The 15,372-nt window shown below is 60.9% G+C and carries 16 protein-coding genes; 11 read left to right on the plus strand and 5 right to left on the minus strand.

What is annotated here, in order from left to right; translation table 11 throughout:
* Window positions 1-198 precede the first annotated feature (198 nt).
* Complete coding sequence (locus tag BHU62_RS16725; RefSeq protein WP_073533006.1) at window positions 199-1,119, minus strand: LysR family transcriptional regulator; 921 nt, start codon at window positions 1,117-1,119, stop codon at window positions 199-201.
* A gap of 179 nt (window positions 1,120-1,298) precedes the next feature.
* Between BHU62_RS16725 and BHU62_RS16730 the strand changes: the two genes are divergently transcribed.
* The 3 genes from BHU62_RS16730 (at window position 1,299) to BHU62_RS25275 (ending at window position 3,637) form a co-directional block, all read left to right on the plus strand.
* Window positions 1,299-2,951, plus strand: a complete 1,653-nt coding sequence (locus tag BHU62_RS16730; protein WP_073533038.1) for a multidrug ABC transporter permease/ATP-binding protein — start codon at window positions 1,299-1,301, stop codon at window positions 2,949-2,951.
* 387 nt (window positions 2,952-3,338) lie between these two features.
* A complete protein-coding gene (locus BHU62_RS16735; protein WP_073533039.1) occupies window positions 3,339-3,455 on the plus strand; it encodes a YmiA family putative membrane protein in 117 nt (38 codons plus the stop codon).
* Window positions 3,456-3,475: 20 nt separating this feature from the next.
* On the plus strand, window positions 3,476-3,637 hold the full coding sequence (locus BHU62_RS25275) for a hypothetical protein (protein WP_171971329.1): 162 nt from the start codon (window positions 3,476-3,478) through the stop codon (window positions 3,635-3,637).
* Here BHU62_RS25275 and BHU62_RS16740 read toward each other — a convergent pair.
* Window positions 3,634-4,854, minus strand: a complete 1,221-nt coding sequence (locus BHU62_RS16740) for a CynX/NimT family MFS transporter (protein WP_073533007.1) — start codon at window positions 4,852-4,854, stop codon at window positions 3,634-3,636. The two genes, BHU62_RS25275 and BHU62_RS16740, sit on opposite strands and share 4 nt — an antisense overlap.
* Before the next feature lie 503 nt (window positions 4,855-5,357).
* On the opposite strand from BHU62_RS16740, the gene agaR reads away from it, so the two are divergent.
* The 6 genes from agaR to agaF are packed head-to-tail and all read left to right on the plus strand — an operon-like array spanning window position 5,358 to window position 10,039.
* A complete protein-coding gene (agaR, locus tag BHU62_RS16745; protein ID WP_004931804.1) occupies window positions 5,358-6,131 on the plus strand; it encodes a transcriptional repressor AgaR in 774 nt (257 codons plus the stop codon).
* 23 nt (window positions 6,132-6,154) lie between these two features.
* Window positions 6,155-7,438, plus strand: coding sequence for a D-tagatose-bisphosphate aldolase, class II, non-catalytic subunit (locus BHU62_RS16750; RefSeq protein ID WP_073533008.1), 1,284 nt, complete (start codon window positions 6,155-6,157; stop codon window positions 7,436-7,438).
* A 1-nt stretch (window position 7,439) separates the two neighbouring features.
* Window positions 7,440-7,916, plus strand: a complete 477-nt coding sequence (agaV, locus tag BHU62_RS16755) for a PTS N-acetylgalactosamine transporter subunit IIB (RefSeq protein WP_073533009.1) — start codon at window positions 7,440-7,442, stop codon at window positions 7,914-7,916.
* Window positions 7,917-7,931: 15 nt separating this feature from the next.
* On the plus strand, window positions 7,932-8,711 hold the full coding sequence (agaW, locus tag BHU62_RS16760; RefSeq protein ID WP_019455697.1) for a PTS N-acetylgalactosamine transporter subunit IIC: 780 nt from the start codon (window positions 7,932-7,934) through the stop codon (window positions 8,709-8,711).
* Complete coding sequence (locus tag BHU62_RS16765) at window positions 8,701-9,594, plus strand: PTS system mannose/fructose/sorbose family transporter subunit IID (RefSeq protein WP_073533010.1); 894 nt, start codon at window positions 8,701-8,703, stop codon at window positions 9,592-9,594. Before agaW ends, BHU62_RS16765 begins: the two co-directional genes overlap by 11 nt.
* Before the next feature lie 10 nt (window positions 9,595-9,604).
* Window positions 9,605-10,039 (plus strand): PTS galactosamine/N-acetylgalactosamine transporter subunit IIA, encoded by a 435-nt coding sequence (agaF, locus tag BHU62_RS16770; protein ID WP_073533011.1) that lies wholly within the window; start codon window positions 9,605-9,607, stop codon window positions 10,037-10,039.
* 36 nt (window positions 10,040-10,075) lie between these two features.
* On the opposite strand, the gene BHU62_RS16775 is transcribed toward agaF, so the two are convergent.
* On the minus strand, window positions 10,076-11,803 hold the full coding sequence (locus tag BHU62_RS16775; protein WP_073533012.1) for an ABC transporter ATP-binding protein/permease: 1,728 nt from the start codon (window positions 11,801-11,803) through the stop codon (window positions 10,076-10,078).
* Between the two features lie 205 nt (window positions 11,804-12,008).
* Here BHU62_RS16775 and BHU62_RS16780 point away from each other — a divergent pair, with 205 nt between their 5' ends.
* A complete protein-coding gene (locus tag BHU62_RS16780; protein ID WP_073533013.1) occupies window positions 12,009-12,716 on the plus strand; it encodes a tetratricopeptide repeat protein in 708 nt (235 codons plus the stop codon).
* 27 nt (window positions 12,717-12,743) lie between these two features.
* Here BHU62_RS16780 and BHU62_RS16785 read toward each other — a convergent pair whose 3' ends face one another.
* Together BHU62_RS16785 and BHU62_RS16790 are read right to left on the minus strand one after the other, a co-directional pair.
* Window positions 12,744-13,391, minus strand: a complete 648-nt coding sequence (locus BHU62_RS16785) for a DsbA family protein (protein WP_073533014.1) — start codon at window positions 13,389-13,391, stop codon at window positions 12,744-12,746.
* 65 nt (window positions 13,392-13,456) lie between these two features.
* The gene (locus BHU62_RS16790; RefSeq protein ID WP_073533015.1) at window positions 13,457-14,341 is read right to left on the minus strand and encodes an MBL fold metallo-hydrolase; all 885 of its coding nucleotides are present in this window, start codon (window positions 14,339-14,341) and stop codon (window positions 13,457-13,459) included.
* 108 nt (window positions 14,342-14,449) lie between these two features.
* On the opposite strand from BHU62_RS16790, the gene BHU62_RS16795 reads away from it, so the two are divergent.
* Window positions 14,450-15,358, plus strand: coding sequence for a LysR family transcriptional regulator (locus BHU62_RS16795; RefSeq protein ID WP_073533016.1), 909 nt, complete (start codon window positions 14,450-14,452; stop codon window positions 15,356-15,358).
* Window positions 15,359-15,372 lie beyond the last annotated feature (14 nt).

The following is a 15,372-nucleotide window of genomic DNA, read 5'->3' on the forward strand; positions in this document are numbered from 1 at the left end:
TCGACACAGGCGGTGGAAAAACAGGCAGCGGGAGCGGATAGATTAAGTATTTTAAAATCAATTAGATAGAATGGTTTATTGTGTGATGAATGCGTGAGTTCACATTAATTAAGCGGTAATGCTCAATAGATTATGTCCAAAAGTAGTGTAATCCCCACGGCATTTTGCGGTCGTGGGGAAATAATCAGAGAGGGAAACTCAAAAGTAATGGCTGATATTTTGGTAGGAACCGATGATATGTTCGATTAGCAGGCGGGTTTTTAATGGCAAATTACGGGTGTAAGGGTAGACGGCGTAAATGCCCAATACTTTGCCGCAGTGGCCGGCCAGGATTTCCGTCAGTTTGCCGTCCTGCAAATCTTCATACACCATGCAGCGCGGCACCATGGCGATGCCGTGGCCGCCGATTACCGCTTTGCGGATCGCCCGCGCGTTGTTGGCCGACAGGTTGCCGTTAACCTGCAGCTCGTAGATGTCGTTGCGCCCCGGCCGCTTCATCAGCCAGTTGGCGGTGCCGCTCTCCTGATAGGTGTAGGTCAGGCAGTTGTGACCAAGCAGATCTTCGGCGCTGCGCGGTTCCGGGTGGCTTTCCAGGTACCCCGGCGAGCAGACGATCACCCAGCGGGAATCGAAGATCGGCCGGGCAATCAGGCTGGAGTCCGGCATGGTGCCGGTACGGATCGCCAGATCGATGCCTTCTTCCACCAGATCGACAAAGCGGTTTTCCAGCCGCATCTCGACCTTCAGGTTGGGGTGCAGAGCGCAAAACTCCGCTACGCTCTCGCTCAGCAACAGCTCGCCCGAAATGGTCGGCACCGACATGCGGATGGTGCCGGTCAACTCTTCGCTCTTTTCGCTGACGGCGTACAGCGCCTCTTGCACTTTGGCGCCGATCTCTTTGGCCTGCTGATAGAGCGCCTGGCCGTTTTCGGTCAGCGTCAGGCTGCGGGTGGTGCGGTACAGCAACCGGGCACCCAGCGATTTTTCCAGCCGCCCGATGCGTTTACTGACCACTGAGCTGGTGATGCCGGCGCTCTCCGCCGCTTTGCTGAACGAACCGCAGTCGACAATCAGCGAAAATAGAATCAGGTCGTTGGCGTATTCGTGGGTGGCGAGCATAATCGGCTGTTCCCTTCAGTGGAAAGAGGCCGCCAGTGTAAGTCCCCTGCTTCAATAATCAATCCTCAAAATGTTATCGGCGCTGAAATAAGAGACCGCGTGAATGATGAGAATTCGTCTTGATCTCATTCGCGCGCCGCTTACAATGCCTGCCGGATCGCGACTTCAGAGGTTTTTTCATGGAACTGCTACGGGTGGTTTATCGCCAGTATCGTTGGCCATTTCTGGCTGTCATGGCGTTGACCATGGCCAGTGCCGGCTTAGGTATCGGTATCATTGCTTTTATCAATCAATATCTGATGGGCACCGGCGGCAACCCATTGGCCGTGTTGCCGATGTTTCTCGCCCTGCTGGCATTGCTGATGGCGGTCACGTTGGGATCGCAACTGGCGCTGACGACATTGGGCCATTACTTCGTCTATCGGCTGCGCGGGCAGCTGGTGAAGCGCATTCTGGATACCGATATCGAACGTCTCGAACAGTTGGGCAGCGCCTCGCTGCTGGCCAGCCTGTCCAGCGATATCCGCAATATCACCGTCGCCTTCGTGCGGCTACCCGAGCTGGTGCAAGGGGTGATTTTAACCTTGGGCGCGGCGGCTTACTTGGGCTGGCTATCCCCGCAAATGCTGGCGGTGACGGCGGTTTGGGTCGCCATCACCGTGGTGGGCAGCGGTTGTCTGGTATCGCGGGTCTATCGCCATATGGCCAGCGTGCGCGAGTCGGAAGAGCGTCTCTACCAGCGTTATGAGTCGGTGATTGACGGTCGCAAGGAGCTTACGTTGAACCGCAAGCGGGCGCAGGCGCTGTACGATCAGACTTACCAGCCCGACGCGCAAGCCTATCGCTACCATATCATTCGCGCCGACACCTTCCATCTGAGCGCGGTGAACTGGTCAAATATCATGATGTTGGGGGCGATCGGGCTGGTGTTCTTTATGGCTAACAGCCTGGGGTGGGCGGACACGGCGGTGGCCGCCACCTATTCATTGACGTTGTTGTTCTTGCGCACGCCGTTGCTGCAGGCCGTGGGGGCGTTTCCCACGCTGGTCAGCGCCGAAGTGGCCTTCAACAAGCTGAAGACGCTGCGTCTTGCCGAATATCAACCGGCGTTTTCCGCCGGCATCGCCCGTGCCTGGCAGACGCTGGAGCTGCGCGACGTGGTTTTTCACTATGCAGATACGGAACAACAGCCCGGTTTTGCCGTAGGGCCACTTAATCTGACGCTGCGGCGTGGTGAGCTGGTCTTTCTGATTGGCGGCAACGGCAGCGGCAAGTCAACGCTGGCGATGCTGCTGACCGGGTTGTATCGGCCAGTGAGTGGGCACATCGTCCTGGATGGCGTGGCGCAGGCCGCGGCGGATATGCCGGACTATCGTCGGCTGTTTTCGGCGATTTTCACCGATTTTCATCAGTTCGATCGCTTGCAAGGGCCGGAAGGTGGTGAGCCCGATGCGGCACTGGTCGCCGTCTGGCTGGAGCGGTTGAACATGAAAAGCAAACTGCAGTTCGACGGCGACAGAGTGACAAACCCGCAACTGTCGCAGGGGCAGCGCAAACGACTGGCCTTGCTGCTGGCGGTGGCGGAGCAGCGCGATATTTTACTGTTGGATGAATGGGCGGCGGATCAGGATCCGCAGTTCCGGCGCATTTTCTATCGCGAACTGTTGCCGGAGCTGCGTGCGTTGGGCAAAACAGTGTTTGCTATTAGCCACGACGATCACTATTTCGAACACGCCGATCGGCTGCTTGAGATGCGCTCAGGCCAGCTGCGCGAGCTGACCGGCAGCGAGCGTGAACACGCCAGCCGGGATTCCGTCAGCCGGATTGGCTAAGCCACGCCGGCCCGGGCGAGACTAAAACGGGCCGGCGCTTCTTTCGCGTGGTTGCAGCACGTCACTTCATTTTCTTTCCCGCCTTCAGCGCTGCCTGTTGCCGATTTGACTTACGACCAGTCAAATAATTGAGTGTTTAATTATTTACCAGTGGTTTAATTTTAGACTATCAATATGTGGCAGACTGCACGCTAGTTCACCTATCAATACAAGTTATCGCCTGCCGATAACAGTGATATCCACGGTGCTGTTCTCACTGCGACTGCAATGCAGGTATATGGGTGGCAGCGGTTTTTTAAATTTCCATAGGAACAAACCACTTTATCGATCGTTAAAACAGATCGATAATCAATGTTTGAATGGTTTAATCTATTGGTTGGGGGCGCTGTGGTGAGCAAGGATGGAGCAAATATCAAACGTAAAGCATGGCTGTGCGTGTTTATTGGCTGTGGGCTGTTCTGGCTACTCACCGCCGCCGTGATTTACTGGTTACTGATTAAGTAGGTTGAGCAGGAAGGCGATTCGTGAATAAAAAGCAGGCTAAAACCAGCGAGGGCGCCCAGCGGCGCGCGCAGTCCAAAATTCCGCCTTCGTGGGTATTGAGCGAGGAGCAACGCGCTTTTATCGAAGACTTGTGGCAGGACGATGCCCCCGAACCGGAGCGGCCCATCGCTCAGCGGCGTTAGCTGATCACGCGGCTGCGGCCTGCCAGTGCGCCGAACAACATTTGCAAGACAGTCAGACACAGCAGGACGATCAGCGGTAAACGCCAGCCTTCCGTCAGGTCGTGCAGCAGACCGAACAATGTAGGGCCCAGCGCCGCCAACAGATAGCCGACGGACTGCGCCATGCCCGACAGCAGCGTCGCCTGGTGATGATGCTGGCTGCGTAGGCCAAAGAACGACAGCGACAGCACCAGCGAGCTTCCCGCCCCCAATCCGGCAAATGTCAGCCACACCAGTGAGCTGGCGGGCTGCACCAACAATCCCCCGACACCGATAAAGATCAGCAAAGAACTGCCCAATGCGATCGCCCGTTGATCGCGCGCCCGTGGCAGAATCACCACCATGACAAAATTGGCGACGATCGCCACCACCTGGTAAACGAACAGTTCGAAGCCCGCCTGCTGGGGAGACGTGCCGTGGCTGGCGGCGAAGGCGCTGAACCAGCCGATAATGGTGTAGAAGGTGATCGATTGCAGCCCCATAAACAGCGCGACCTGCCAGCCCAGCGCGCTTCCCCAAGGGGAGCGATAGCGTTGCGGCTCCGCCGGCTGCGATTCTTCGGCGTGTGGGGCGGCAGAGCGCCGCAGCTGCGGCAACCAGACCAACAGCGCCAACAGCGCGGGTAATCCCCAGCATAACAAAGAGAAGCGCCAGCCAAGGTCGGACAGGGAAGCCAACGGCACCGCCAGACCGGAGGCGATGGCGGCGACCAGTGACATCACCGCCGCGTAGGCGGCGATCATCGCGGCGGCGCGATGCGGGAAATCCCGCTTCACCAGCGTCGGCAGCACCACGTTGGCGAAGGCGATGGCGGTGCCGATCAGAATGCTGCCCAGCCACAACATGGCGTTTTGCGGCAGTGAACGCAGCGCGATGCCGCACACCAGCAGCATGAGGGCGAGGCCCAGCGTGCGCTCGATGCCGATGCGTTTCGCCAGCGCCGGAGTCAGCGGCGAGAGGACGCCGAACAGGATCAACGGCAGCGAGTTGATCAGGCCTGCGGCGGTAGCAGATAACGCCAGCTGTTGCTGGATCTGCTCCAACAGCGGGCCGACGCTGGTCAGGGCGGCGCGCAGGTTGGCCGCGATCAGCATGATGCCGACGATCAGCAGCACAGGGCGGTGTAAACGGCGACGCGGGGCCGCGGTGGCGGATGGGGAAGAAGCGGGTTGCGGCATGGATTCCTCGCACCAGGGCATGCAGTCAATCAGTGCTGCATGGCGTGATGCGTTGATTGACGTTAACGCTTACGTACCGACAAGTTGGCGGTATCTGTTCGCAAGTGTAGGAAAGATCGCCTGCGCTGACAAGAGCGGGGCCTGGGCGGGGCAATGCCGTGAGACGCCGGCGCCCGCAGGATAATTACCATTATGTGATCCTGGTCACTGAGTGAACTAAAAGTCACGGCCCGGGGCCGGCCATGCGCCGCTTTCGCTTCCCTCGTCGTCTGCGCGGCTTCTCCCCGGCGTTCGCGCCCGTCATGGCATTTCACTTTTCTCTCATTACGCTTTTTTGCTTTTCGATCCGTTTCGATTCGAAAGGTTTTTTGGCGGTTTTTTTGCTAAAACGGGGCTGTAAGCCCGATCACAATTTCATTGCTTTCGCTTTGCTGTAATGCCAGCGCAGTAGAGCGAAAGCCATCTTCTCCCCGGCGATGCCGGAAACCTGAGGACCGCAGCTCATGCCAGTGAATACCGCAAAGCGACGTGAACACATTATCGATCTGTTATGCGAGCACGGCAGCGTGCGCGTGGAGCAGCTCAGCAAACAGTTTGCGGTATCCACGGTGACGATCCGCAACGATCTGCGCTTTCTGGAACGAAAAGGGTGTGCGCTGCGCGCTTATGGCGGCGCGATGCTCAATCAGCAATTCGCTTTCGATCGGCCGCTGCGGGACAAAGGGCGGTTGAATCGCGATGTCAAAACGCTGATCGCCAACGCGGCGGCCGGCTATGTGCGCGACGGCGATGCGCTGATCCTCGATTCCGGCTCCACCACCGCGCAGATTGTGCCGTTTCTGAAGGGGCGGCGCGATTTGGTGGTGATGACCAATGCGCTGAACATTGCCTACGAGCTTTCGGGAAACGACGGGGTGGAGGTCATGGTGCTGGGGGGCAGCGTGCGCCGCAACTCCTACTCGCTCTACGGTCCGGCTGCCGAGCAGCAATTGCGCCAGTACCGCTTCGACAAGCTGTTTTTGGGTGTCGACGGATTCGATCTGAGTGCCGGCATCACCACGCCTCACCCCGGTGAGGCGCACCTCAATCGCGTGATGTGCGAGGTGGCGCGCGAAATTATCGCCGTGGCGGATGCCAGCAAATTCGGTCGCAAGAGCTTTTGCATGATTCGCGAAGCCGGACAAATTCATCGGCTGATCACCGACAGCCGTCTTCCGGACGATTACGAGCGGGCGTTAACCGAGCTGGGCGTGGAGGTCATCATCGCCGATCGGTAGCACGGCGCCTGCATGGGGGCTTCATGCAGCAGTTGTTACAGCTTGTCGAGCAGCACAAGGCCGGTATGCCGGTCGGGATCTTTTCCGTCTGTTCCGCCCATCCCTGGGTATTGGAGGCCGCGCTGCGGCAGGCCAAAGCCCGCGGCACGCCGGTGCTGATCGAGGCGACGTCCAATCAGGTCAATCAGTTCGGCGGCTATACCGGCCAAACGGCAGCCCAGTTCCGCGATGCGCTGTGGCGTCTGGCGGACGAGGTCGGCCTGGCGCGCGAACGTATATGGCTGGGGGGCGATCACCTGGGCCCCAACGCCTGGCAAGAACGCCCGGCACAGGAGGCGATGGCGCTGGCGGAAACGCTGATTGACGATTACGTCCGCGCCGGATTCCGCAAGATCCATCTCGATTGTTCCATGTCGTGCGCCGGGGACCCATCGCCGCTGGGGGATGCGGCGGTCGCCGAGCGTGCGGCGCGCTTGTGCGCGGTGGCGGAACGCGCCTGGTCGCAGAGCGGCGGCGAAGCGCCGGTCTATGTGATCGGCACCGAAGTACCGGTGCCGGGCGGCGCGCAGGAGGCGCTGGCGGGGTTGCAGGTCACCACGCCGCAGGCGGTGGCGCAAACGCTGGAAACGCACTGTTTGGCCTGGCAAAAGGCCGAGCTGAATGACGCCTGGCAGCGCACCATCGCGCTGGTGGTGCAGCCGGGCGTCGAGTTCGATCACCATAGCGTCGAACGCTACCAGCCGCAGCGCGCCGGCGCTTTAAGCCAATTTATCGAACGGCAGCCGGGCATGATCTATGAAGCGCACTCCACGGATTACCAACCGCCGCAGGCCTACCGCCAGCTGGTGCGCGATCATTTCGCCATCCTGAAGGTGGGGCCGGCGCTGACTTTCGCGCTGCGCGAGGCGCTGTTCGCCCTCGATCGCATCGAGCGTGAATGGCTGGGGGAACGCCAGTCGGCGCAGCTGTGCGCCACGCTGGAACAGGTGATGCGCGAGCAGCCGCAGCAGTGGAGCCGCTATTACCACGGTACACCGCACCAACAGTATCTCGATCGCCACTACAGCCTGAGCGATCGGGTGCGTTACTACTGGCCGCAGCCGCAGGTGCAACAGGCGGTCGACGGCCTGCTGGACAACCTGCGCCGCAGCCCGGCGCCGCTGGCGCTGCTCAGCCAGTACCTGCCGGATCAGGCGCGGGCGCTGAACGCCGGCGAATTGAGCGCCGATCCGCAGGAGTGGGTGCTGCATAAAGTGATGCAGGTGCTCGACGACTACCACGCCGCCTGTTACCCGGAGGGCCGCTGACATGCCGAACATTTTAATGACCCGCATCGACAATCGCCTGGTGCACGGCCAAGTGGGCGTAACCTGGACCAACACCCTCGGCGCCAACCTGGTAGTGGTAGCCAACGACGAGGCCGCCGCCGATCCGGTGCAGCAGAACCTGATGGACATGGTGGTGGCGGAAGGAGTGCAGACCCGCTACTTCACGCTGCAGAAAACCATCGACGTGATCCACAAGGCGACGGATCGGCAGAAGATCTTTCTGGTGTGCAAAACGCCGCAGGACGTGTTGACGCTGGTGCGCGGCGGGGTGCCGATCCGTTTCGTCAACGTCGGCAACATGCACTTCGCCGAGGGGAAGCGGCAGGTGCACAAAACGGTGTCGCTGGACGACGGCGACGTGGCCGCTTTCCGCGCGCTGGCGGCGTTGGGCGTTGAATGCGAAGTGCGCCGGGTGCCGGATGAAGCGGGCGAGGCGATCGGCAAATTGCTCTTTTGAGCCTGAGGGGGAAGCATGTTGACGGATGCGTTATTGATTGCGCTGTTGGCCGGGCTGGCGGGGGTTGACCTGTTCGACGGCCTGACGCACTTCCACCGGCCGGTAGTGATGGGGCCGCTGGTGGGGCTGATTTTGGGCGATGTTTACACCGGGCTGCTGGTGGGTGGCACGCTGGAGCTGGTGTGGATGGGGATGGTGCCGTTGGCGGGCGCCCAGCCGCCGAACGTGGTGATCGGCGGTGTGATCGGCACCGCGTTCGCCATTCTGACCAAGGCCGACCCGAAAGTGGCGATCGGCGTGGCGGTGCCGTTTTCGATTGCGGTGCAGGGCTGCATCACGCTGCTGTTTACGCTGTTCTCGCCGATGATGCACCGCTGCGATCGCATGGTGAAAGAGCTGAACTGGCGCGGTATCGAACGGGTGAACTACCTTGGCATCAGCATCCTGTTCATCTTCTATTTCGTGGTGGCGTTCCTGCCGATTTACTTCGGCGCCGACGCGGCCAGCGCCATGGTGCAGAAGGCGCCGGGCTGGTTGTTGGACGGGCTGGCGGTGGCGGGCGGCATGATGCCGGCGATCGGTTTCTCGCTGCTGATGAAGGTGATGATGAAAAAAACCTACGTGGCCTATTTTATCCTCGGCTTTATCTCGGTCACGTTCCTTAAGTTGCCGATCCTGGCGGTGGCGCTGGGCGCCCTGGCGATCGCGCTGATTGACTTCTTCAACACACAACGCGGTGCGGCAGAGGCGACGGCACGGCCCGCTCCGCAGGAGGACGCCGAAGATGGCATTTAACGATTCCGACGATCTGCTGGCGCAAAAGGCCGAGCAACGCATGGCGCAGGCGCTGGCCACCAGCCAGGTAGAGCGGGACGATTACCTGGACAGTCAGCCCGCCGAAGCGCTGACGCGCGGCGACATCAACCGCATGGCCTGGCGTTCGCTGCTGTTGCAGGCGTCGTTCAACTATGAACGCATGCAGGCCGGCGGCTGGCTGTATCAGCTGATCCCCGGGCTGCGCAAGATCCACCGCAACCCGCAGGATCTGGCCAACTCGATGAAGATGCACATGGAGTTTATCAACGTGCACCCGTTCGACGTCACCTTCCTGTCCGGCCTGGTGCTGGCGATGGAGCAGAACAAGGAGAAGATCTCCACCATTCGCGCGGTGAAAGTGGCGCTGATGGGGCCGCTTGGCGGCATCGGCGACGCGCTGTTTTGGCTGACGCTGCTGCCGATTTGCGCCGGGATTGGCGCTTCGCTGGCGCTGGAGGGGAGCCTGTTCGGGCCGATCGTCTTCCTGCTGTTGTTCAACCTGTTCCACTTCGGCCTGCGCTTCGGGCTGGCGCACTACGGCTATCAGGCTGGCACCAGCGCGCTGGCGCTGTTGAAGACCCACACCCGGCGCATTTCTCACGCTGCGTCGATCGTCGGCATGACGGTGATCGGTGCGCTGGTGGCCTCGTATGTGCACCTGTCCACGCCGCTGGTGATGCATGCCGGCAAGGCCAGCGTCGCGCTGCAGACCGACGTGCTGGACAAGTTGATGCCCAACTTGTTGCCGCTGTGCTTCACGCTGCTCATTTTCTTCCTGATGAAGCGCGGCTTCTCGCCGGTGAAGCTGATTGGTGTCACCGTCGCGATCGGCGTGGCGGGCAAATTTATCGGCATTTTGTGAGGAGCGGGCTATGCCAGGCATTGTGATTACCGGCCACGGCGGTTTTGCCACCGGGCTGTTGCAGGCGGTGGAGCAGGTGGTGGGGCCGCAGCCGCACTGCGCGGCGGTCGATTTCCCCGAACAGATGAGCACCGCGCAGCTCAAAGACGCCTTGCGCTCGGCGCTGGCGGCGGTGGCGCAGCCGGACGGGGTGGTGTTCCTCACCGACATGCTCGGCGGCTCGCCGTTCCGCAGCGCCTGCGAGCTGGCAGATGCGCAGGGCGATTGCGAAGTGCTGACCGGCGTCAATATGCAGCTGGCGGCGGAAATGATGCTGGAGCGCGACGGATTGAGCCTGGACGAATTTCGCGAGGTGGCGCTGGCGTGCGGCAAACGTGGCCTCACCAGCCTGTGGCATGAACGACGCCGGGTGAAGTGCGAAGACGTGCAGGCAGACGGCATCTGAACGAACGCCGGGCGTGGCTGCGCCCGGTTCTGCGGGTTATGCCGGCAGCGGGCTCAGCACCAGGCGTGCGGGTTGATCTTCGCTGCGGCTGAAGCGCCAGCAGGTCTGATGGTACTTCGCCACGCTGTTGCGGTGCGCCACGCTGACCAGCGTCACGTCCGGCAGTTCATCCACCAGCAGGCAGTACATCAGCTGTTCGGTGTCATCGTCCAGCGCGCTGGTGGCCTCGTCGAGGAACAGAATGCTTGGGCGAATCAACAGGGCGCGGGCGAACGCCAGCCGCTGTTGCTCGCCTGGCGACAGGCGATGGCTCCAGTTGGCGGCGGTGTCCAGCCAGCGCTGCAGGTGCTTCAGGCGGCAGTTTTCCAACACCCGCATCAGCTGCGGGTCGCTGTATTCCGAGGCCAGGCTCGGGTAGCTCAACGCTTCGCGCAGCGTGCCGATCGGAATGTAGCTGCGCTGCGGCAGGAACAGCGTGTTGGCGTTGGCCGCCAGCCCGATGGCGCCGGCACCGTAAGGCCAGATACCGGCGATGGCCCGCAGCAGCGTCGACTTGCCGCAGCCGGAAGGCCCGACGATCAGCAGGCGGTCGCCGCGTTGCAGCGTCATCTCGGCGCCGGTTAACAGCGGCTGGCCGTCGGGCAAGTGCAGGCTGAGATTGTTCAGCGTCAACGGATGGGGGGTGTCTGCCCGCAGCTGAATGCCGCGCGGCTGATGGTGCACCTGATCGACGGCGGCGTTGAAACCGGCCAGACGGTTGACGCAGGCTTTCCAGGTCGCCAGATCGCTGAAGGCGTCGATAAACCACGACAACGCGCCCTGCACCTGGCCGAAGGCCGAGGAGATCTGCATCAGCCCCCCCATCTGGATGGCGCCGGAGAAGTAGCGCGGTGCCGCCACCAGCAGGGGAAACACGATGGCGAACTGGCTGTAGAAGTTGGTGGCGATGTTCAGCCGCCGGGTGATGCGCATGATCGCCCACCAGTTGTTGCGAATGGTGTCAAAACGATCGCCCAACTGCTGCGCCTCGCGCGGTTCGCCGTGGTACAGCGCGATGGCGTCGTTATTTTCGCGGATGCGGATCAGGCCGAAACGGAAGTTTGCCTCGTACCGTTCCTGGTTGAAGCCCAGCATGACCAGCGGTTTGCCGACCCACCAGATCAGCAGCGATCCCAGCACCGCATACAGCAGCGCGAACCACACCATATAACCGGGCAATGTGATGGCGTGCTGGCGAAACGCGAAAGTCATCGGCCCGCTGACGTGCCATAAAATATCGATAAAGGAAAACAGCGTCACCAGGCTGGAGAGCAGCCCGAGCGACAGCGACAGGGTATATTGGGTCAGCACGTTCAGGTCTTCGGCGATACGCTGATCGGGGTTATCGACGATCTGCTGTTGTTCGGTGTGGTAATACGCCTGATGCGCCAGCCATTTTCCCATGAACTTTTCCGTCATCCAGCGCCGCCAGCGCATCTGCAGTCCCTGAGTCAGGTAGATTTTGTAGACCGCCAGCACGATGAAGATCAGCGCCAGATAGGTAAAACGCCACAGCTGCGCCTTGAACACTGGGTAGTTTTTATTCTGCAACGCGTCGTAGAACACCTGGTTCCATTGGTTGATCAGCACGCTGATATAGACCAGGCCGAGCGACAGGACGACGATGGCGATCAGCATCGCCCAGGCGCGCCATCGCTCCTCCGACACCCAAAAGGGCTTGATCAGCTGCCAAACGGCATGTTTCTGCAACGGGGTTGTGTTCATAGCGACTCGTTAATTGCGGCGTTTCGTTCAGCATGGGCCGCGGGCCGGTAACAAACAAACCGTGACTGTAAGCAGTTTTGACTCCGCTAACCGTTTGAAATAATACGGTTGAATCGCCAGCGGCACGCAGACGGGCGCAATTGCGGCATACACTCCGGCGTCGGGCGGTTATACTGGCGCCGAATTTTTGCGGAAAGGATAAACGATGAAGGTTTGGTTTCCCCTGTTGCTGACCTGCGGCGTTTTCGCCAGCGACCGGGCCTGGGCGCATATTGACGAGCCGGACATCGTCGCCGACTGCCAAAAGGTGGTGAGCTACGCCGAACTGGGAAAAAAGGCCTATCAGCGGCAGGATTACGCAAAATCCGCCGACATCTTTCGCGATCAGGCGGCCTGGAGCGAGTTTTGCGGCCTGAGCGAGCAGGCCGTCGCCACGGCTTACAACAATGTGGCGCTGTCGCTGATGCACGCTGGTGAACTGCTCAAGGCTCAGGCTTATCTGGAACTTGCGCCGCATGACGACAAGTCGCAACACAACATGAAGCTGTTGCGCCAGCGTCTGGCGCAGCGGCAAGCCTCGAACGGGCCGGGCGGCGTGTATTGGCAATACGCCGGGCGCGGCGTGTGGAGCGAAGTGGTGGTGAAGCCGCAGGGCGAGCATTGGCTGATCGATTTCTCCGGCTACGCCATGCCGCAGATGGGGCTGTATTACGGGCCGAACATGGGCGACTTCACCGCCGAGCTGCCGATCGAGCACGGCAAGGCGGTTTACCACCAGCACGAGTCGGAAAGCGCGCAGGTTTGCGACGTCACGATGGAATTTGGCGAGCAAGCGCTGGAAATGCACACGCGGGGCGATTGCGGGTTCGGTCACAACGTGCGGGCGGAAGGGCGGTTCGTGCGGGTCGAATGACCCGCCCCGGTGAGCGGGGCGGAGGGGTTACGCCAGAACGGCGGCGCCCAGCAGGTTTTTCCAGGCTTCCACGTTACCCAGATAGTTGCCGGCCGGCAGCAGATGCAGGCGGCCTTCGCTATCCTGCAAAGCAAAGGTCGGGAAGCCTTGGCCTTGCACTTTGGCGAGCAACGCCCGGCTTTCCGCGATGTGTTGCGCGGTCGGCGCCCCGCTGTTGAAGCGCATTTCGGCGATGAATGCCGCAGAAGGCAGCCCCAGTTCTTTCGCCAATGCCTCCAGCACCGGCGTGTCGGCGATGCGCCGGCCTTCCTGATAGTGCGCCTGCTGAATGCGGTGCAGCATGTCCAGCCCGCGCCCCGCCAGCTTTTCCGCCGCCAGGATGGCGGTGATCGGCGGTTCGGAATCCATCACCGCCGTGGTGTCGCGCAGCAGGCCGTTGAAATAGGCTTCGCCGAAAGGCTGGCCCGTCATCTCGGCGATGCGTTTGTCGTGCGGAATGACATAGTTGCGCCATTCGTCGGTGATCTGGCGGCGATTGTTGCCGGTCATCATGCCGCCGGCGTGCGGCACGACCTTCAGGCCTGGAAGGCTCTGAGCCGCTTTCACCAGCGGCGCGGCGCCGTAGCACCAGCCGCACAGCGGATCGAAAATGTAATGCAGAGTGGTTTCGGTCATCTTTGCTCCTCGCCTGGCGCGCGGCAGGTCAACCGCGGCGCCAGGGCTGGTTTAATCACGCGGGCTTATTGCGGCCACTTCATCTCGCCTTTCAGCACTTTCGCGCTCAGTTCCAGGCTCGACTCGTCTTTCAGCGTCGGGTAGTGCTGTTTCATCGCTTCAATCAGCGCGGCGGAATCCTTGGCCTTCGGCAGTTCGGCTTCCAGCGTGGTCAGGTATTTCTGGGTAAAGTGCACCGATGCCAGCGTTTGCGCTGCACCCGGCAGGAAGTGGCCCGGCACGACGACCTGCGGCTTCAGCGCTTCGATGTTTTTCAGCGTCTGCTGCCAGTGCTGGCGCGATTCCACGCTCTGGTTGTCGGCGATCCACGGGTGGATGTTGTCACCGGCGACGGCGACACCGCCCACCACCGCTTTCAGCGCCGGGATCCACACGAAGGTGCGATCGGGGGTCGGGCCGTTCAGGCCTTTCACTTCCACTTTCTGGCCGTCGATGGTGAAGCTGTCGCCCTGCAGCGGCTGAGGCACGATCACGGTTTTCGGCGCGTTGTCTTTCAGGATCGGGCCCCAGTAGGCGACTTTGCCGTCTTTGGTGGCGTTGATGTCCTTGATGGTGCCTGGCGAAGCGATGATTTTCGCCTCAGGGAAGGCGGCCTTAATCACATCGAGACCGAAGTAAAAATCCGGATCTGAGTGGCTGATATAGACGGTGGTCAGCTTTTTGCCGGTCGCCTTGATCTTCTTCACCAGCGCTTCGGCATCGTTGCGTTGGAACTGAGCGTCGATCAGCGCCACTTCGTGTTTGCCGCTGACGATCTCGGAAGAAACCGGGAACACGCTTTTCTCGCCCGGGTTATACACTTCCATGGTCAGGGTATCGGCGGCGGTGGCGTAGGCGCTCAGGGTGGCGACGCCGGTGAAGGCCAGAGTCAACAGTGATTTCTTAAACATGGGCAGAGGTCCTTAGGTATCGGTTAATGTTGTAATGATGTTAGGTTGCATAAAGCGATAGAAAAACCGGATAATAAGCAATTATTCATTGCATAAATCGGACTAATCATGGATCGCATTACCGCCGCTGAGGTTTTTGTCACCATCGTCGATCGCGGCAGCATGATTGCTGCCGCAGAAACGTTGGAGATGTCGCGCGCGATGGTGACGCGCTACCTGGCACAGATGGAGCAATGGGCCGGGGCGCGTTTACTGCATCGCACTACCCGTAAGCTTAGTCTGACCGACGCCGGCGAGCGTACTCTGGAACGCTGCCGGCAAATGTTGGCACTGGCGGGGGAGATCGATCTGGTGGAGGAAGGGCAGAGCGATGAATTACGCGGCCTGCTGCGCATCACCTGTTCGCAGTCGCTGGGGCAAACGGCGCTGGTGGGGGCCGTGGCTCAATATCTGAAGCGTCACCCGCAGGTGGCGGTCGATCTGCAGATGAACAACCGCGCGGTGAATCTGGTGGAAGAACGCATCGATCTGGCACTGCGCATCACCAACGAACTGGATCCCAACCTGATCGCCCGGCCGCTGTCCACCTGCGCGTCGGTGGTGTGCGCCGCGCCCGCTTATCTGGCGGCGCACGGCACCCCGCGCCAGCCGCAGGATCTGGCGTTGCACAACTGCCTGACCTACTCCTATTTTGGCAAAAGCCTGTGGCACTTCGACGCCCTGGGGGTGAAATCGGCGGTGGCGGTCAGCGGCAACCTGAGCGCCAACGAGTCGGTGGTGCTGATGGCCGGCACGGTGCAGGGTGCCGGCATTTCCATGCAGCCCTATTATTCGGCGGCGCCGCTGTTGGCCAGCGGCGAGTTGGTGGAGCTGTTGCCGGATTACCGGCCGCAGTCGATGGGCATCTACGGCATCTACACCTCACGCCGACAAATGCCCGCCACCTTGCGTACCATGCTGGACTTTCTGGTGGAGTGGTTCGCGACCGATCCGCAGTGGCAGGCGACGCTGCGTTGATGTCTTGGCAATAT

This window comes from Serratia marcescens, from assembly GCF_001902635.1.
In the GTDB taxonomy this organism is placed as follows: Bacteria; Pseudomonadota; Gammaproteobacteria; order Enterobacterales; family Enterobacteriaceae; genus Serratia; species Serratia marcescens_F.